The 18,273-nt window shown below is 41.4% G+C and carries 17 protein-coding genes; all 17 read right to left on the reverse strand.

Annotation, left to right across the window (positions count from 1 at the left end; translation table 11 throughout):
- Positions 1 to 1,323 carry a flagellar protein export ATPase FliI gene (fliI, locus tag BrL25_RS01920; protein ID WP_018670824.1) on the reverse strand — a complete coding sequence of 441 codons (1,323 nt, stop codon included), beginning with the start codon at positions 1,321 to 1,323 and terminating at the stop codon, positions 1 to 3.
- A complete protein-coding gene (locus tag BrL25_RS01925) occupies positions 1,320 to 2,156 on the reverse strand; it encodes a FliH/SctL family protein (protein ID WP_026315089.1) in 837 nt (278 codons plus the stop codon). Before BrL25_RS01925 ends, fliI begins: the two co-directional genes overlap by 4 nt.
- Complete coding sequence (gene fliG, locus BrL25_RS01930) at positions 2,140 to 3,153, reverse strand: flagellar motor switch protein FliG (RefSeq protein ID WP_018670822.1); 1,014 nt, start codon at positions 3,151 to 3,153, stop codon at positions 2,140 to 2,142. Before fliG ends, BrL25_RS01925 begins: the two co-directional genes overlap by 17 nt.
- A 12-nt stretch (positions 3,154 to 3,165) precedes the next feature.
- Positions 3,166 to 4,740, reverse strand: a complete 1,575-nt coding sequence (fliF, locus tag BrL25_RS01935; protein ID WP_018670821.1) for a flagellar basal-body MS-ring/collar protein FliF — start codon at positions 4,738 to 4,740, stop codon at positions 3,166 to 3,168.
- A 37-nt stretch (positions 4,741 to 4,777) separates the two neighbouring features.
- The gene (fliE, locus tag BrL25_RS01940) at positions 4,778 to 5,077 is read right to left on the reverse strand and encodes a flagellar hook-basal body complex protein FliE (RefSeq protein WP_018670820.1); all 300 of its coding nucleotides are present in this window, start codon (positions 5,075 to 5,077) and stop codon (positions 4,778 to 4,780) included.
- Positions 5,078 to 5,096: 19 nt separating this feature from the next.
- Positions 5,097 to 5,558: a flagellar basal body rod protein FlgC gene (flgC, locus tag BrL25_RS01945; protein ID WP_018670819.1), complete on the reverse strand. Its 462-nt coding sequence runs from the start codon at positions 5,556 to 5,558 to the stop codon at positions 5,097 to 5,099.
- Positions 5,559 to 5,561: 3 nt separating this feature from the next.
- Positions 5,562 to 5,972 carry a flagellar basal body rod protein FlgB gene (flgB, locus tag BrL25_RS01950; protein WP_018670818.1) on the reverse strand — a complete coding sequence of 137 codons (411 nt, stop codon included), beginning with the start codon at positions 5,970 to 5,972 and terminating at the stop codon, positions 5,562 to 5,564.
- A gap of 345 nt (positions 5,973 to 6,317) precedes the next feature.
- Positions 6,318 to 7,097 (reverse strand): GTP-sensing pleiotropic transcriptional regulator CodY, encoded by a 780-nt coding sequence (codY, locus tag BrL25_RS01955; protein WP_018670817.1) that lies wholly within the window; start codon positions 7,095 to 7,097, stop codon positions 6,318 to 6,320.
- A gap of 56 nt (positions 7,098 to 7,153) precedes the next feature.
- Positions 7,154 to 8,554, reverse strand: a complete 1,401-nt coding sequence (gene hslU, locus BrL25_RS01960; protein WP_035311964.1) for an ATP-dependent protease ATPase subunit HslU — start codon at positions 8,552 to 8,554, stop codon at positions 7,154 to 7,156.
- Positions 8,555 to 8,560: 6 nt separating this feature from the next.
- Positions 8,561 to 9,112 (reverse strand): ATP-dependent protease subunit HslV, encoded by a 552-nt coding sequence (gene hslV / locus BrL25_RS01965; protein WP_018670815.1) that lies wholly within the window; start codon positions 9,110 to 9,112, stop codon positions 8,561 to 8,563.
- 6 nt (positions 9,113 to 9,118) lie between these two features.
- Positions 9,119 to 10,045, reverse strand: a complete 927-nt coding sequence (gene xerC / locus BrL25_RS01970; protein WP_018670814.1) for a tyrosine recombinase XerC — start codon at positions 10,043 to 10,045, stop codon at positions 9,119 to 9,121.
- 61 nt (positions 10,046 to 10,106) lie between these two features.
- Complete coding sequence (gene trmFO / locus BrL25_RS01975; protein ID WP_018670813.1) at positions 10,107 to 11,420, reverse strand: FADH(2)-oxidizing methylenetetrahydrofolate--tRNA-(uracil(54)-C(5))-methyltransferase TrmFO; 1,314 nt, start codon at positions 11,418 to 11,420, stop codon at positions 10,107 to 10,109.
- A gap of 59 nt (positions 11,421 to 11,479) precedes the next feature.
- Positions 11,480 to 13,558: a type I DNA topoisomerase gene (topA, locus tag BrL25_RS01980; protein ID WP_018670812.1), complete on the reverse strand. Its 2,079-nt coding sequence runs from the start codon at positions 13,556 to 13,558 to the stop codon at positions 11,480 to 11,482.
- An 83-nt stretch (positions 13,559 to 13,641) separates the two neighbouring features.
- A complete protein-coding gene (dprA, locus tag BrL25_RS01985) occupies positions 13,642 to 14,730 on the reverse strand; it encodes a DNA-processing protein DprA (protein WP_018670811.1) in 1,089 nt (362 codons plus the stop codon).
- 145 nt (positions 14,731 to 14,875) lie between these two features.
- The gene (sucD, locus tag BrL25_RS01990; protein ID WP_018670810.1) at positions 14,876 to 15,778 is read right to left on the reverse strand and encodes a succinate--CoA ligase subunit alpha; all 903 of its coding nucleotides are present in this window, start codon (positions 15,776 to 15,778) and stop codon (positions 14,876 to 14,878) included.
- 54 nt (positions 15,779 to 15,832) lie between these two features.
- Complete coding sequence (sucC, locus tag BrL25_RS01995) at positions 15,833 to 16,993, reverse strand: ADP-forming succinate--CoA ligase subunit beta (RefSeq protein ID WP_018670809.1); 1,161 nt, start codon at positions 16,991 to 16,993, stop codon at positions 15,833 to 15,835.
- A gap of 198 nt (positions 16,994 to 17,191) precedes the next feature.
- Positions 17,192 to 18,259, reverse strand: coding sequence for a hypothetical protein (locus tag BrL25_RS02000; protein ID WP_018670808.1), 1,068 nt, complete (start codon positions 18,257 to 18,259; stop codon positions 17,192 to 17,194).
- Between the last annotated feature and the right edge of the window lie 14 nt (positions 18,260 to 18,273).

An 18,273-nucleotide genomic window follows, 5' to 3' on the forward strand; every position in this document is an offset into this window, starting at 1 on the left:
TTACATCACACTCCCAAAATGAGCGGTTAATGCTTGTAGAGTCGTATTAAAATCGGATGGTTCGTTAACCCCCTGCGCCGTAAATGCTCGGATAGTCTCTCTATGGCGAATGGCGGCATCAATTTCTCGATTCGTCCCCATCTTGTACGCTCCAATATTAATTAAATCCTCTGCCTCTTTATATGTAGCCATGTGTCGTTTTAATTCCTGAGCTGCTTGTAAATGTTGAGGAGAGCAAATCTCACTCATTACCCGACTTACACTTTGCAAAATATCAATCGCCGGAAAATGTCCTCGTTGAGCAATTTTGCGATCCAAAACAATATGACCATCTAATATCCCACGTACAGCATCAGCTATCGGATCATTCATATCATCAGAGTCTACCAATACGGTATACAAAGCGGTAATACTACCTTTATCTGAAGTACCTGAACGTTCCAATAGCTTAGGTAACATAGCAAACACAGACGGGGTATATCCACGTGTAGCTGGTGGCTCACCAATGGCGAGGCCAATCTCACGTTGGGCCATAGCAAAACGCGTCACAGAATCCATCATTAACATCACGTTAAGTCCACGATCTCTAAAATATTCAGCAATCGCAGTAGCAATCATCGCACCTTTAATACGGATCATTGCTGGTTGATCTGATGTAGCAACTACAACTACAGACCGTTTTAATCCTTCTTCGCCCAAATCACGTTCGATAAAATCACGCACTTCACGTCCACGTTCTCCGACAAGAGCAATAACATTAATGTCAGCAGTCGTATTGCGAGCGATCATGCTCATTAAAGTACTTTTCCCTACACCAGAGCCGGCAAAGATACCTACACGCTGGCCTTTTCCCATGGACAATAGGCCATCTATAGCTCGTACACCTAGGCTTAGCGGTTCTGCTATCCTCGGCCTTGTCAATGGATTAGGAGGCGTGTTATCAGTTGGATAGTTCGTTAGCCCATATGGAAGTGATTCATTTGACAAAGGACGACCAAGCCCATCAAGAATACTTCCTAAAATTTCGGGTCCTACCTTCACTGATAAAGGTCTACCTGTAGCTACTACATCACATCCAGGACCGATATACGATAAATCACCAAGTGGCATTAATAGAACCTTCGTATCTCGAAACCCCACCACTTCAGCCATAATTGGTTCTTTGTGATGAGGCGATTCAATCATACATATCTCGCCTAATTTAGCCTCAGGTCCTTGGGACTCTACAGTAAGTCCCACTACCTGCGTCACCTTACCATTTATGCGGTGAGGAGTGATTGTTTGCATAGCAACTTTATATTTTTCTGCATTTAATGTAATCATTGGGATTCACTTCCCCGCGCTACGTCCATCAGAATTTGTTTTATTTCTTTTAGTTGGGTATCAATTTTGGCATCCACACTTCCGTAGGCTGTCCGGATAATGCAGCCTTCATCTTCTACCGCATAATCTGGATAAATGCCTAGTTCCGCTTGCCCATCGATTAACGAAAGCAGTTGTTCGCGATGCTCTTCGACAAAAGGATACAATTTGTGATTCACCAAAATAGATACAACCCCATGCGAACGTGAGCTTTTTAAAGCCTGTCGAACAATCTCAACGACTTTTTCAGGTGCTAGCACCAGCTCATCATGAATGATTTTACGAGAGATTTCCAAGCTTAGCTCAACTAAGAATGGCTCGGCTTCCGCTATAATACTCTCTTTGGTCTGATAGGCTTGGGTTAAAACATCCTTAGCCTTTTGAACATTTTCTTCTTGTTCGAGGCGTGCATTCTCCAAGCCTTGCTCCTGTCCAAGAGTGTAACCTTCTACACGAGCCATTTCTTTGGTCTCCTGCGCCATTTCCTCTGCTTCTTTTTGCTGTTGCTCCCACCACTCGGCTATTTCCTGCCGAGCTTGCTCGCGCATTTGCTCTGCTTGAGTAGAAGCATCAGCCATAATACTTTCAGCTAACTCTTCCGCATCTCGTATAATGGCCTTTGCTTCTTCTTGCAGTTTCTGATGTTCTATAACTTTATTTTCCAGCAACATTTCTTCTACTTCATCCGTCTGTACTTGTATAGCGGCATTCATTTGCTGAGTCACTTCAAGTACATAGGTATCCACAGACTGGACATATCGATTTGCCTTAAAAATCCTAGACAATGATATCATCTCCTCCACCGCGGGCGATGATGATTTCTCCAGCTTCTTCTAAGCGGCGAATGGTAGCAACAATGCGGGATTGTGCCTCTTCGACATCACGCAATCGCACAGGTCCCATAAATTCCATCTCTTCTTTGAAGGTATCTGCCATCCGCTTGGACATGTTGCGGAAAACCGTTTCGCGTACTTCTTCACTTGCCACTTTAAGCGCAAGTTGCAAATCGTTGTTGTCCACATCGCGAATAACGCGTTGAATGGAACGATTGTCGAGTGTAGCAATGTCTTCGAATACAAACATCCGCTTTTTGATCTCTTCAGCAAGCTCTGGGTCTTGAATCTCTAGTGAATCAAGTATGGTTCGTTCCGTACTACGGTCAACACCATTTAATATGTTTACAATGGATTCAATACCACCCGCTTGTGTGTAATCCTGGGTTACAGTTGCGGAAAGTTTTTGTTCCAATACCTGTTCTACCTGAGCAATTACCTCTGGAGATGTGCTATCCATTAAGGCAATCCGTTTAGCTACATCTGCCTGACGATCCTGTGACAGTGATGACAAGATCATAGATGACTGTTGTGGTTCTAAATAAGCTAGTACCAATGCAATGGTTTGTGAATGTTCATTTTGAATAAAGTTAAGGATTTGGCTAGGATCCGCTTTTCTAGCGAAGTCAAACGGGCGCACTTGCAAATTGGCTGTCAAACGGTTCAAGATATCTAGCGCCTTGCTCTCTCCTAATGCTTTTTCCAAAATTTCTTTTGCGTACGTAATACCACCTTGTGCTATTACTTCTTTGGCAACTGCAATCTGATGGAATTCTGCTAGTATTTTGCCTTTTTCTTCATGATCCACTTTACGTACACTGGCAATCTCCAGTGTAAGTTGTTCAATCTCATCTTCACGTAAATGCTTAAATACCTGTGCCGAGACATCTGGACCAAGCGAAATGAGCAAAATCGCAGCTTTTTGCCTTCCGGATAACTCTTTTGCGACACGAGCCACTATACTCACTCCTTAGTCTTCTGCTAGCCACGTACGAAGCAGAACGACGAACTCGTCTGGATTGCTTCGAGCCAATTTTTCCAGCTGTTTACGAACCATCGCTTCATCTGTATCATCTTCCAACGAAGATAGATCTGGAATATCAAGCGAAGGAGTAAAAGGAAATTCCTCTTCGAACTCTACCTCTTCTTGCTCTTGCTGTTTGCGTCGACGAATAAGCACGAATGCTAGTGCTCCTAAGGCTAATAATGCAACTGCCCCAACTCCATACATCATGGTTGGAGTAAAGAAGCCATTGTTGTTATCGTCTAGCTTGCCGGAGAACGGTTTTGCAAAAACAGAAATACGCTTGTTCACTTCATCATCGGGTAAATTCTTATTGCTGACGGCTACACGAACAACATTACCAATTACTTTTTGTATGTTTTCTTTGGTAGCGTCATCCAACGTTCCCCCATTTGGAGGCTCAACCCCAACGTTGATAGAAATATCGACAATTTGATATGGACTAGCGGTTACATTCTTAGTTATACGGTTTACTTCACGATTGACAGTGTCAGATAGCTCTTCATATTCACTATTGCTACCTTGAGCTGTAGCAGATTGATAGCTACCAACCTGATTATCACCTGTACCGGCTACTCCACCAATAGGAGGGGTACCTTGTCCGGTATATGCTTTTGATAATTTTTGAGAACTAATTATAATACCTTCATCATTTACAACAGGTGAAACCAAATTTTCGACTCGGTTTTCTTTTGAGAAATCCATTTGTACCATTGTATGTACGACAACTTTATCTCGTCCCATAATGGTGGACAGCATGTTGAATAAATTTTTCTGTATTTCTCTTTCTACTTTGTTACGTATCCGCTCTTGCTGTTCGAAAGCAGTCATGGAACTGCCCTCTTCTTTACTAGCTAACTCCAACGTATTGGAATATTGATCGGTAATCGTTATGTTTTCTACAGGCAAATTTTTCACTGAACGTGAAACAATATGATATAAGGATTTGATTTGTGCATCGTTTAATTGAGTACTTGGGTCTACCTCTACCATGACTGATGCTGTGGCTTTATCTGTGTTATCTGTAACAAACGTGGTTTCTTCCGGCATGGTTAGAATAACTTGAGCCGTGCGAACCCCTTTTACTTTTTCCAAGATTTTTCGAATCTCCTGTTGAAGAGCATCTTTCTTCATCACTTCAAACTGGCGATCGGTCATGCCAAACATATTATTAGAAAAAATTTCTGAGCTGATGCCGGCATCTTTGGGAATTCCTTGTGCTGCCAAATCAACTATGACATCTTGTGCCATCGTTTGTGGCACCTCAATGCCTGTCCCATTACCTGTTAATCGATATGGGATGTTTTTTGCTTCTAGTTCTTGTTTGATCGCACCAACTTCTTGCTCACTCAATCTGTCATATAAATTTACATATACAGGACGAGAAGCTATGTATAAATAAAGGGAAAGCGCGATAAGTAGGAAAAGAGCTGAAGCACCTATCAATAGTTTTTGTTTTTTCGTGAGCTTGTCCCACATTGTCTTTACCTTGTCTCTATATAACAATAAACGTTCGTTCATGGTTCACCTCTACAGAGCTGCATACCAGTTTGGAACCTTACACCTGCATGCGCATGATTTCCTGATATGCTTCGATCGCTTTGTTACGTACTTGCATCGTCATTTGTAACATTAGAGAAGCTTTTTGACCCGCTACCATCACCTGATGGACATCAGTCACTTCTCCAGCTGCATATTTCATTGACATTTCTTCTGAAACTAACTGAGCCCGATTCACTTCATCCAGGGCATCGGTCATATAGGCCGAGAAATTTCGTGCTACTTCAGCCGGTGAAGCTGTGTTTTTTACTTGTAGCGGCTGTGCATTTATGACTGAACCTATGTTATTAATTTCCATCTGTCAGCCAACCCCTTTATTATTTACCATTAATCTCTAGTGCCTTTTGCATCATGCCCTTTAGTGCATTCATAGCTGTAACGTTTGCCTCATAAGACCTAGAAGCAGAAATCATGTCAATCATTTCTTTTGTCACATCTACATTAGGCATCAGGACATAGCCATCTAGGTCTGCGTCAGGATGCTCAGGATTATAGACCCGCTGGAATTGACTATTGTCCTCCTTAATCCCGGTAACATGTACCCCCGACTCCTGACGGCCTTCTACATTCCCGACTGCCGCTTGTAGAAGATTGTCGAAAGACTCTCCTGTTCTTGGTGATAATTCTACCATCTTACGTCGGTACGGTTGCCACGCTCCATCTACGAATTTCCCACGCGTCGTAGTGGCATTTGCGATATTAGAAGCAATCGTATCCAGCCTTAGCCGATTGGCAGTCAAGGCAGAGGCACTTGTATCAATTCCACGAAACAGACTCATCTACTATCTTCCTCCCTCAACAACACTCTTCATTTTGGTAAAGTATCCATTTGTTAACTGAACGAGGCCATTATACCAGATGGTGTTTTTGGCCTGTTGGCTCATTTCAAAATCAACGTCCACATTGTTTCCATTGTTTTGAATTAACGTTTCGTTGTTCGTCATAGTCTGGGCCTGAGGGATTTTACCTAAACCTGTGCCAAATGGAATGTGTCTCTGATTCGTTCGATATGCTTCCAAGGTTCGACCATTATTTCCTTCCAATGCCTCCTTCAACAAGCTTTCAAACACTACGTGCTTGCTTTGAAAATGAGGGGTATCAATGTTAGAAATATTGTTGTTAATCACTTTTTGTCTAAGCATAGCGGCGTCCAATGAGTTTTCTAGTACATTTAATTGCGTAGATTGAATCAAGTTTCTCTCCCCTCCTTTGTGCCTAAGCTTACATTTTTCTTCTATTTTCTTTGCAATTCGACATCTAACACGCACCTATAATACCATGAAGAAAACTACTAAGAAAGCCCTATCTTACTAGGACTAGGAAAAATGTTACAAAAGTCTCAATTGGTGAAAACGCCCATAAAAACAGTGCTTTTTACCAATTTTGTCACATTCGTTTCATAAATGTATTAATAATGTGAATACTTATTGTGAATACTATATAAATAAGTGATAAATATGAAAAAAAAGAGAAGAAGGTCAATAGACCCCCTTCTTCATTTTTCAATAAAGCGCATAACAACTGGGTTTTATGTCAGTTTATGGCGTTTTAAGCTTTTCTAATTCCGGAAGAAGTTTGCCATTCAGAACTTTAATAAATGTACCCTTCATACCCAAAGAACGAGATTCAATTACACCAGCACTCTCTAATTTTCTCAAAGCGTTAACAATAACAGAACGTGTGATGCCTACACGGTCAGCAATTTTTGAAGCAACAAGTAGGCCTTCTTTCCCATCTAGTTCTTGGAAAATATGCTCAACTGCTTCAAGTTCACTATAGGACAAAGAACCAATAGCCATTTGTACAACAGCTTTACTACGCGCTTCTTCTTCGATTGCCTCTGCACGTTCACGCAAAATCTCCATACCTACTACAGTAGCGCCCACTTCAGTTAGAATTAGGTCACCTTCGACAAATTCTTTGTTTACACGTGCCAAGATCAATGTACCCAAACGATCTCCGCCACCCATAATCGGAACAATTGTAGTCCAGCCTGTAGGGAATACTTCTTTCATTTCCACTGGGAAGGCACTATGTGGACTGTTAACATCTAGGTTTGCAGATGTTTCTTCTACTTTTAATAGACCATTGCTATATTCTTCTGGGAAACGGCGATCTTCAAGCATTTTGCGAATACGATCATTATCGATTTCTTGCGCAATTGCATATCCCAGCAATTTTCCTTTTCTACTTAAAACGAAAATATTCGCTTCAATAACGTCGCTTAGTACGCTAGACATTTCATTAAAATTAACCGCGTTACCAGCCGTTTTTTGAAGCATACGGTTAATCCTTCTAGTTTTTGTTAGTAAATCCATCGTATATTTCCTCCTGACATCTTCTCACAAATAGATCGCCAATATATGTTTTCTCTCTATAAAATGTATTGACTTAGGTCGCGATTCTGTACAATACTATTTAACTTTTCTTGTACATATTGAGCGGTAATATTGATCACACTCAGATTAATATTTGGTGCTTCAAATGATAAATCCTCAAGCAATTTTTCTAATAAGGTGTGTAGCCTTCTTGCTCCGATATTATCAGTACTTTGATTCACCTCTGTTGCCAATCGTGCTATCTCATGTATAGCATCTTCAGAAAACACAATTTTAATTCCTTCCGTTTCCAAAAGGGCTTGATATTGTGTAATTAAAGCATTCTTAGGTTCTGTCAATATTCTTATAAAATCTTCAACTTTCAAGCTTGAAAGCTCTACTCGAATCGGGAAACGCCCCTGTAATTCCGGAATTAGATCAGATGGTTTGGCTACATGGAACGCCCCAGCAGCCATGAAAAGCATATAATCTGTTTTCACTGGTCCATACTTGGTCATAATCGTAGAACCTTCCACGATCGGTAAAATATCACGTTGGACTCCCTCGCGTGACACGTCAGGTCCACGGCTATCTTTTCCGGCGATTTTATCAATCTCATCGATAAAGATAATCCCAAATTGTTCTGCTCGAGATATTGATTCTTGAGTCACTTCATCCATATCTACCAGTTTTTGAGCTTCTTGTTGAATCAAGATTTTACGTGCTTCTCGGATGGCCAGCTTGCGTTTTTTGGTTCGCTTAGGTATCAAGCTTCCAAACATTTCCTGCATCTGATTACCCATCTGCTCTGCACCAGGAATTTGCAACATATCAAGCATGGACGGCGACTGATCTTCTACCTCTATTTCGATCTCTTCGTCCTCCAGCTGACCTGCCGCCAGCTTCCAGGCCACTTGTTTACGCTGTTGCTCCAGGTTTGGATCTTCCTGATCGTTTTTTTCGGTTTGTTGCTGGTTAGAAAATAACATCTCAAACGGATTCTTAAAGTTGTTTTGCTGTTTCTTTGAAGGAAGTAAAAGCTGAACTAGCGCTTCTTCAGCATTTTTCTCCGCCTGTTCCTTGACTTTTTCCATCTTTTCCATTTTGACAATCCGGATAGACGATTCGACTAAATCGCGTACCATCGATTCTACATCGCGACCTACGTAACCGACTTCTGTATATTTCGTAGCTTCTACTTTTATAAACGGAGCTCCGGTTAGCTTTGCGATACGGCGTGCAATCTCCGTTTTTCCGACTCCAGTGGGTCCAATCATCAAAATATTTTTTGGAATCACTTCATCCCGAATTTGTTCCGGCAAGCGACTGCGACGATATCTATTGCGAAGCGCTACAGCAATGGCACGTTTGGCCTGCTGCTGCCCTACAATGTATTTATCCAAATGTTCTACAATCAAGCGGGGGGTCAATTGCTCCCAATTTATTAACAAGGACATCTCTCCCTACCCTTCCATTTTCATGTCTTCAATTACTAAATTCGTATTCGTAAAGACGCAAATTTCAGCGGCTGTTAAAAGACTGGCTTCAGCAATTTGCCTAGCTGTAAGCTCTGGTGCAAATTTCTTCAAAGCCCGTCCCGCTGCAAGGGCAAAATTTCCGCCTGATCCGATGGCCAAAATGCCGTCGTCCGGTTCAATAATTTCCCCATTACCTGAGATTAAAAGAAGATGCTTGCGATTACACACAATCATCATAGCTTCCAAACGGCGTAATACTTTATCTGAACGCCACTCTTTTGCCAGCTCGACCGCCGCTCTCTGTAAATTCCCATGATACTCTTCTAGTTTGCCTTCAAAAAGCTCAAACAAAGTGATTGCATCAGCTACAGAGCCAGCAAATCCTGCCATAACTTCTTCCCGATATAGTCTTCGTACTTTTTTGGCTGTATTTTTCATTACCATACTATTGCCAAACGTAACCTGACCGTCTCCTGCCATCGCCGCTTCACCCTTATGCTGGACGGCAAAAATGGTTGTAGCATGAAATTGTTCCATAGTCGTTCACCCCCTGTGAAAATTTGCACGCGGATGTGCAGTATCGTATACCTCCCGTAATCTTTCTTTTGTGATGTGGGTGTATACTTGTGTAGTGGAGATATTCACATGTCCTAATAGCTCTTGTACCGTCCGCAAATCTGCCCCTGCATTTAGTAAATGAGTGGCAAAAGAATGACGGAAACTGTGCGGTGAAATCCCTAGATGAAGGGCTGCTTGCTGTAGATACTTATCTACCATTCGGCGCACACTACGATCAGATAAAGGGGTTCCCCTATAATTTAACAAGAGTATTGGGCTATCTTTTTCAGCCTTGGATAGTAACTTCGGACGACCTGCCTGTAAGTACTTTTGCATGGCTTTAATAGCAAAACTCCCAATTGGCACATACCTTTCCTTAGCACCTTTACCGAAAACAAGAGCGATTCCATTCTGAAGGTCAACATCATTCATTGACATTGTAACCAATTCAGACACGCGCATTCCACTTGCGTATAAAAGTTCCATAATAAGGAAATCACGAAGACCAAGCGGTGTAGATGTATCAACTACACCTAATAGAGTTTCTATTTCATGCGGATACATAAAGGTAGGTAGCTTCTTCTCTACTTTTGGTGTAGATACCATCTGAAACGGATTTTGATCCAGATGCTCTTCACGCATTAAAAAGCGATAAAAGCTCCGCAAGCTAGACAATTTTCTCGCAATACTTCGACGGGAAAGACCTTTTCTCGCAAGATGAGCCAAAAAAGACCGACCATGTAAATAAGAAACAGCAGCAAATTCGTTGATTTGTTGCTGTTTCATAAATACGACAAATTCATTGATATCTGCTACGTATTGCTTCAGCGTATGAGGAGAGACGTTTTTTTCCACCTTTAGGTAATGGATGTAAGATGTGATCCATGCGGAAAACTCTGATGAATTGTCCATCTGAGATGTACTCCTCCCAAATCACATATATAGTAACATAGCGTTAAACAATGAAACAACTTTAATTATGTCTTTTATGTGTAAAATTCTGAATACTGCCAAGCGCCCGTTCAGCGATCTTTTCGTTTTTTTCCTTTTTGTTCCTAATTTTAATTCCTAAACTTGGCAAAAGACCAAAATTAGCATTCATTGGTTGGAAATGTTTGGCGTTGGTTGTTGTGATATAATGTGCCATACTGCCCATTACAGTCTCCACCGGAAGAACCATTTGCTCTTCTCCCTTAGCAAAACGCGCCGCATTAATCCCCGCTAATAACCCAGAAGCTGCAGACTCAACATAACCCTCAACACCAGTCATCTGTCCCGCAAAAAACAAACTATCCCGCTCTTTATATTGATAAGTTGGCCGCAATAGTTTTGGTGAGTTGATAAACGTATTTCGATGCATAACTCCGTAACGAATGATTTCACAATTTTCCAGTCCTGGAATCAATTGAAAAACCCTCTTTTGTTCTGGCCATTTTAAATGAGTCTGAAACCCTACGATGTTGTACAAAGTTGCAGCACTATTGTCTTGTCTAAGCTGAATAACAGCATGCGGCTGTTCTCCGGTGCGTGGGTCAATTAGCCCTACTGGTTTCAATGGACCAAATAGCATTGTTTGACGCCCACGAGAAGCCATGACCTCAATCGGCATGCACCCTTCGAAAAAGACTTCCTTTTCAAATTCCTTCAGAGGAACGGTTTCCGCAGAAATTAATGCATCATAGAAACGATTAAATTCCTCTTCGTTCATTGGACAATTCAAGTATGCTGCTTCCCCTTTATCATATCGAGAGGCAACAAACACTTTCTCCATGTCAATTGAATCCTTCTCGATAATAGGTGCCGCAGCATCATAGAAATACAGATACTCTTCTCCCGTAAGCTCCTTTAATTTCTCAGAAAGTGCTGGTGAAGTAAGCGGACCAGATGCAATGATCACAATGCCTTCAGGGATTTCCGTAATTTCTTCGTTCACTACCTCAATTAACGGATGGTTGCGTACGGCTTCCGTAACATACTCTGCAAACTCATGACGGTCAACAGCCAAAGCTCCACCAGCAGGAACCTGGCATCGATCTGCTGCCTTCATGATTACAGAATCAAATTGACGCATTTCTTCTTTTAAAACCCCAACAGCATTGGTTAATGAATTAGCTCGTAGTGAATTACTGCAAACCAATTCAGCAAATTTATCTGTGTGGTGCGCAGGGGTTTGCTTCACTGGTCTCATTTCGTACAACTTCACAGCAACACCAGCCTGAGCGATTTGCCAAGCAGCTTCACTACCAGCAAGACCTGCTCCAACCACAGTTACAAAAGGTTGTGTCATGGTGAAAAATCCTCTCTATACCTACTATTTAATTGATAAGGGGAATAGAACAAAAAGTTCTATGAATCCCCTTCTTCTTCGTAATCACATTTTGTACAGACAATATTTACGCCTTGTTTTTTTCGTTTCTTTTCAACAAGCATCTCGCCACACTTCGGACAAGGTCTGGAAATTGGTTTATCCCAGGATAAAAATTCACATTCCGGATAGTTGGTACATCCATAGAAAATGCGGTTCTTTTTGCTTTTCCGCTCTACTACTTCACCACTTTTACAGCTTGGGCATTTAACATCAATATGTTTGACAATTGGTTTTGTATTTCTACAGTCTGGAAATCCAGAACAAGCCAGGAACTTTCCGAAGCGACCTAATTTGTAAACCAAATGCTTTCCGCATAGTTCACAAATCTCATCTGAAACTTCATCTTTTAGTTCCACTTCCTTCATTTCTTCTTCTGCAACTTTAACCCGTTCAGCGAAGCCTTGATAGAACGAATCGAGAACCTTTACCCAGTCTGCAATCCCTTCCTCAACCTTATCGAGCCCTCCCTCCATTCCAGATGTAAATTCTACATCTAAAATCTCCGGGAAAAACTCTTCAATCATAGAGATGACTATCTGACCAAGTTCAGTAGGTATAAACCTCTTCTCTTCTAAAGCAACATACCCACGCTTTTGAATCGTTTCCAAGGTAGGAGCATATGTGGAGGGACGACCTATTCCATTTTCCTCCAACGTCTTGACCAATCTTGCTTCCGTATAACGTGGTGGTGGTTGTGTGAAGTGCTGTTTTGGTTCGATTGCTTGTTCAGATAGAATCTGCCCTTCTTCAATCGGAGGTAACAGCTTATCATCTTCATTGGAGCCGTCATCATTTCCCTCAACGTACACTTTCATAAAGCCTGCAAATTGTACTTTAGAACCGCTGGCACGAAACATTACACCATTGTTTTCTATATCTACGCTCATTGTATCAAGAACGGCTGAGGCCATTTGACTTGCCAAAAAGCGCTCCCATATCAAGCGATACAATCGAAGTTGATCTCGACTTAAGTGTTCCTTCATGTCATCAGGCGTGCGTAAGACAGACGTAGGGCGGACTGCTTCATGTGCATCCTGAGCATTCTCTTTTTTAGGTGCTTGACGAGCTTCTTTTAGAGAAAACTCTTGCCCATACTGGTTCGTAATGAATTCTTTCGCTTCGTCTTGAGCGGTCTGTGATACGCGTGTTGAATCTGTACGCATATACGTAATTAAACCGACAGTACCTTCTTTACCTAAATCAATACCCTCGTATAATTGTTGAGCAATCATCATTGTCTTAGCGGTACGGAAATTAAGCTTGCGAGCCGCTTCCTGTTGCAAGGAACTTGTGATAAAAGCAGGTGCTGGATGACGCTTGCGTTCCTTCTTTTGCACCTTTACGACTCTGTATTCGTCTTTCTTGATTTTTCTCAAAATCTCTTGCACATTCTCTTCTGAAGAGAGTTCTACTTTCTCATTAGCATATCCATAAAAACGAGCTTCAAATGGTTTTTTGTTGGATTCTAATGTAGAAGTAATCGTCCAATACTCTTCAGGAATAAACTGCTGAATCTCTTTTTCTCGGTCATTTATCATTTTCACTGTTACAGATTGAACACGACCTGCACTCAAGCCCTTGCGTACCTTCTTCCATAAGATAGGACTAATATTATAGCCCACGAGACGGTCCAAAATTCTGCGAGCTTGTTGAGCGTGAACCAAATCCATATTAATGTGTCTTGGATGCTTAAAAGCATCTTTGATAGCTTCTTTCGTGATTTCGTTAAACACTACACGTAGAGGCTTTGATATATCAAGACCAAGATATGTGGCTAAATGCCAAGCAATAGCTTCCCCTTCGCGATCCGGGTCAGCTGCGAGATATACTTTAGTCGCTTTCTTAGCTGCATCTTTCAATCCTTTTAAAATGTCACCTTTACCACGAATGGTTATGTATTTGGGTTCAAAATGGTTACCAACATCAACCCCCATTTGACTTTTAGGAAGGTCGCGTACATGGCCCATTGACGCTTTCACGACATATTTGCTGCCCAGATATTTACCTATCGTCTTTGCTTTCGCCGGGGACTCGACGATAACGAGAGTATCAGCCATTCTATTTTTTCCCCCTTACAAAATGAATCTCCCCTATTATTCAATACGAGATATCCATTTGTCAAACTTCTAATATTTTCCTTCTATACTTCTCTTCTTCTATAAAATTGTCCAGCTTCCTCTTCGATCAAACCTTTTCCTACCAATAAAAGTAAAAAAATATGAAAGTCTTTCTGAAAATCCTTTGATATTCTGAGCTTTATTTCATCTATATGAAGACTATTTTCTTTCATACTAGATAATATGGCTTTCTCACCTGCTGACAAATGCATTGCCTCCGTATCTAAAGGTTTCTTTTGGAATGTAGCTTGTAAATGATAGGGTAATTCTTCTATGATGTCTTCTAATGAACCTATTAGTTTCGCTCCTTCTTTTATCAAATAATGAGTCCCTTCACTCCCTTTAGCAAAAATGGAACCAGGAACAGCAAATACCTCTCTATTTTGTTCCAAGGCACAACGCGCAGTAATAAGTGATCCGCTTTTCGCTGCTGCCTCCACAACTATTGTCCCCCAACAAAGTCCACTAATAATCCGATTGCGTTCAGGAAAAAAACCAGTTCTTGGAGCAGTTCCATCTGAATATTCAGATATAACCAGGCCATGTTGTGCCATTTGAGCATATAATAACCTATTTTGAGCAGGATAAATCTGATCCAGTCCATTTCCAAGAACACCAATTGTTTCTGCCTGATGTTGGAGGGCCGTCTGATGAGCAATGGTGTCAATCCCTTTAGCAACACCTGACACAATGACCATGCCGGATTTAGCTAGACTACTTACCAGCATCTTACAAACATCTCGACCATAAGCTGAAGGATTTCTTGTGCCCACAACACCGATCGAGATTTTACGTAGTAAGTCCAAATTTCCACGATAATATAAAAGAATAGGTGGATCAGGTATCTCCCGTAAATGATCTGGGTACTCTTGATCCCAATACGTGATGAATTGGATTCCCTTTCGTTTCCTCTCTACCTTTTCCTCATATACCTGTTTTGCAGTAATACCAGTAAGAAAGCCCCTATCTCCTTCTCTTCTTCCTAGCCAGTCTAGGTTATATGGGGGCTCAAAGCTTCTCTTTTCTTCATATATAGCCCATAGTGTTTTTCTACCTACGCCACGATGTCTACTCAATGTATATATCCAATCACGGTCCTCTAGCTCCCTCATCTATCTTCACTCTTTCTTTTTCTTCATTATAAAAAGAGTAAGAGGGATAGCACAAAAATAAAAAAAACAAAAAGCCAAGCAAACCCAAACATTGCTCCAAATCTTGTTTTTGGAGTAGTTCAGCTTGTTGACTTTTTGGAAGTAATTATTTGCTCATTACTTTGTCTAGCATTCCTTTTTCTGTAAGGAATTCTACTAATGTTTCTCCAATAACAGCAGGGGTTTTAGCAACACGTACGCCACATTCTTCTAATTTAGCAATTTTCTCAGCAGCAGTTCCTTTGCCTCCTGAGATAATCGCTCCTGCGTGACCCATGCGTTTGCCTGGAGGAGCTGTTTGACCACCGATGAATCCAACTACCGGCTTTTTCATGTTAGCTGCAATCCATTCAGCCGCTTCCTCTTCTGCTGTACCCCCGATTTCACCAATCATAATAACCGCTTCTGTATCAGGATCTTCATTAAATAATGTTAATACATCGATAAAGTTGGTGCCGTTGACTGGATCGCCACCAATACCAACTGCTGTTGATTGACCCATACCACGGGTTGTTGTTTGATGCACTGCTTCATATGTCAAAGTACCAGAGCGGGATACAATTCCCACTTTACCTGGTGTATGGATGTAACCTGGCATAATCCCGATTTTACACTCACCTGGAGTGATTACCCCTGGGCAGTTCGGACCGATTAAACGAGTCTTCTTGCCTTCCATGTACCGTTTCACTTTAACCATATCAAGAACAGGAATTCCTTCAGTGATGCAAATAACCAAATCAAGCTCGGCATCTACAGCTTCCATAATGGCATCTGCTGCACCTGCTGGCGGTACGTAGATCACAGATACAGTGGCACCTGTTTTTTCTACAGCTTCCACAACGGTATCAAAAATAGGAATCCCATCTACTTCTTGTCCACCTTTTCCAGCGCGTACGCCACCTACCATTTGTGTTCCGTATTCAACAGCACCGCGAGTATGGAACAAAGCTGTAGAGCCTGTAATCCCCTGTGTAATCACTTTAGTATTTTTATTAATTAAAATACTCATCGCGTATGTTTCCCACCTTTTTATCGTCTTCTTGCTTCTGTAACGGACAATATCCTACTTTACGAGAGCAACGATTTTCTCGGCCCCATCAGCCATGGAATCAGCTGCAACGATATCTAACCCTGAATCTTTCAGGATTTGTTTACCAAGATCAACGTTTGTACCTTCCAGACGAACGACTAGAGGCTTGTCCAAACTTACTTGTTTCGCTGCTGCTACTACACCGCTCGCGATAATGTCACATTTCATAATACCACCAAAGATATTGATGAAAATACCTTTCACCTTAGGGTCTGACAGAATGATTTTGAAAGCTTCCGTTACTTTCTCTTCTGTCGCACCGCCCCCAACATCTAGGAAGTTGGCCGGATCTCCACCATAGAATTTAATAATATCCATAGTTGCCATTGCCAAACCAGCCCCATTCACCATACAACCGATGTTACCATCTAGGGCGATATAGGATAGATCATATTTAGAGGCCTGAATCTCTTTTTCGTCTTCTTCTTCTAAATCACGTAATTCCAATACATCAGAATGACGATAGAGGGCATTACTATCAAAGTTTAATTTTGCATCCAAAGCCATGACTTCGCCGTCACCTGTAACAACTAGCGGGTTAATCTCAGCGATGGAACAATCCTTTTCAACGAACGCTTGATATAAGCTCATCATGAAACTAGCTGCTTTATTTACTAACTCAGCTGGAATATTAATCGCAAAAGCCAAACGACGAGCTTGGAATGGTAGTAAACCCGTAACAGGATCAACTACTTCTTTAAAAATCTTCTCAGGTGTATGAGCTGCTACTTCTTCAATCTCTGTACCGCCTTCTTCTGATGCCATCATGACAACACGATTGGTGGCACGATCAACTACTACCCCTACGTAATATTCTTTCTTAATGTCACAGCCTTGCTCAATTAGTAAGCGCTTAACTTCTTTGCCTTCTGGACCTGTTTGATGGGTTACAAGCACCTTACCAAGAATTTCGTTCGCATATGTACGGACTTCATCCAGATTCTTAGCGACTTTAACACCACCAGCTTTTCCACGACCACCAGCATGAATTTGTGCTTTTACCACTACGACCTGGGTGCCAAGCTCTTCTGCTGCTTTCACTGCTTCATCTACAGAAAAAGCTACTCGACCTTCCGGTACCTTTACTCCGTATTGTTTTAGTATCTGTTTTCCTTGATACTCATGAATGTTCATTCTGCAACCTCCTATGGCAGTTTGAATCAATAATGGTGAGCAAAAGTATAATTTCTTGCTAGACCAAGCAAAAACCAGCCCTAATAGGCTCTGGTCGGGCAAAAAGTGTCAATGTTATGACGTATTTATTTTACGATAAGATATGAAAAAAGTCACTCACTTAATGGTACGTTATCATTTATGAACTAAGTAAATTATTTAGTCTTCCATCGTAAATAGAATAGATTCAAGATTCGTTTGTAAATTAGGCCAATAGTATTGCTTACCTCGATAGAAAACATAATCTCCCTCTATCTTCATTTGATACTGTTGTTTATTGATATAGAAGATCAGATTCAATGATGTTGTCGAATTTTCTTGATGTACAATGGTAGAGGTGGAATGTTGTGTACGTGTAAGTACACGAATCACTTGATGTATTCTACCCTGTTGCATAAGGTTCTGTTTGTTAAGGTGAGCTTCTCTCCTATTGTCTTGTTGTTGGTAATTCTTCGCTTCCAATCGTGTTGCTTCATATAATTCCTCCCATACCGTCTTTTTAGGACTCTCTGGCAACAACTTGGTTACCAGTTGATACAAGGAGGAATTTGTTTGATAATAAATCGTTTCTCTTCCTACCACACAACGAAGTAATGTTGGTTGGAGTAGTTCATAATGAAGTTCATTCTGTCTCTGAGGATAGCTCACCTGATAGGAAGGATAAAGTGGGTACGCCTGAACAGGTCGGTCTACCATTTTGCTCTCTGATAACAATTTAATAGCATCTTGGGCTACTGCCCCTCGCACTGTCAGGGTATTTGTCTGGGGTAAGTCTAGAGCTTTGAATTCTAACCCATCCAGTTCTTGAACACCTATAATAGCTAGCCCAAGTTGCTTTCGAGCGGTTTGATAGAACACACTTGCATTTTCACCTCGATATGTATTGTTTGCATAGGTGAAACCATGCTCTCCAACCTCCATAACCAGTGGAGCTTCTTTTTGTCTATAGGCAATTAGTCTAAATTTAATCTCCTGATCCTCCAGCCTGTCCTTTGACATCATCAATGACAGGCGACGACCTGTAAAATTTTTCTCAAACTCTTCCATAGATAATGGTATTTCTTGTCCGGTTGTAGTGAGGACAGAGACACCTACCAGTGCCTGAAAAACCTGTGAAAGGTCTACTTTCTCCTCTGATCCATAACCGCTTGATTGCGTGGAGCAACCAACAACGACGAAACAAGTCCATATAACGGACATCAAGCAAACATGCCAGCTTTTTTTCACGCATGTCCCCTCCT

This window comes from Brevibacillus laterosporus DSM 25, assembly GCF_002706795.1.
In the GTDB taxonomy this organism is placed as follows: Bacteria; Bacillota; Bacilli; order Brevibacillales; family Brevibacillaceae; genus Brevibacillus_B; species Brevibacillus_B laterosporus.

Bases quoted from the DNA above. Each gene is read 5' to 3' on its own strand.
- fliI (WP_018670824.1), bottom strand. From the start codon at position 1,323: ATGATTACATTAAATGCAGAAAAATATAAAGTTGCTATGCAAACAATC.
- BrL25_RS01925 (WP_026315089.1), bottom strand. From the start codon at position 2,156: ATGATATCATTGTCTAGGATTTTTAAGGCAAATCGATATGTCCAGTCT.
- fliF (WP_018670821.1), bottom strand. From the start codon at position 4,740: ATGAACGAACGTTTATTGTTATATAGAGACAAGGTAAAGACAATGTGG.
- fliE (WP_018670820.1), bottom strand. From the start codon at position 5,077: ATGGAAATTAATAACATAGGTTCAGTCATAAATGCACAGCCGCTACAA.
- flgC (WP_018670819.1), bottom strand. From the start codon at position 5,558: ATGAGTCTGTTTCGTGGAATTGATACAAGTGCCTCTGCCTTGACTGCC.
- codY (WP_018670817.1), bottom strand. From the start codon at position 7,097: ATGGATTTACTAACAAAAACTAGAAGGATTAACCGTATGCTTCAAAAA.
- hslU (WP_035311964.1), bottom strand. From the start codon at position 8,554: ATGTCCTTGTTAATAAATTGGGAGCAATTGACCCCCCGCTTGATTGTA.
- hslV (WP_018670815.1), bottom strand. From the start codon at position 9,112: ATGGAACAATTTCATGCTACAACCATTTTTGCCGTCCAGCATAAGGGT.
- xerC (WP_018670814.1), bottom strand. From the start codon at position 10,045: ATGGACAATTCATCAGAGTTTTCCGCATGGATCACATCTTACATCCAT.
- trmFO (WP_018670813.1), bottom strand. From the start codon at position 11,420: ATGACACAACCTTTTGTAACTGTGGTTGGAGCAGGTCTTGCTGGTAGT.
- topA (WP_018670812.1), bottom strand. From the start codon at position 13,558: ATGGCTGATACTCTCGTTATCGTCGAGTCCCCGGCGAAAGCAAAGACG.
- dprA (WP_018670811.1), bottom strand. From the start codon at position 14,730: ATGAGGGAGCTAGAGGACCGTGATTGGATATATACATTGAGTAGACAT.
- sucD (WP_018670810.1), bottom strand. From the start codon at position 15,778: ATGAGTATTTTAATTAATAAAAATACTAAAGTGATTACACAGGGGATT.
- sucC (WP_018670809.1), bottom strand. From the start codon at position 16,993: ATGAACATTCATGAGTATCAAGGAAAACAGATACTAAAACAATACGGA.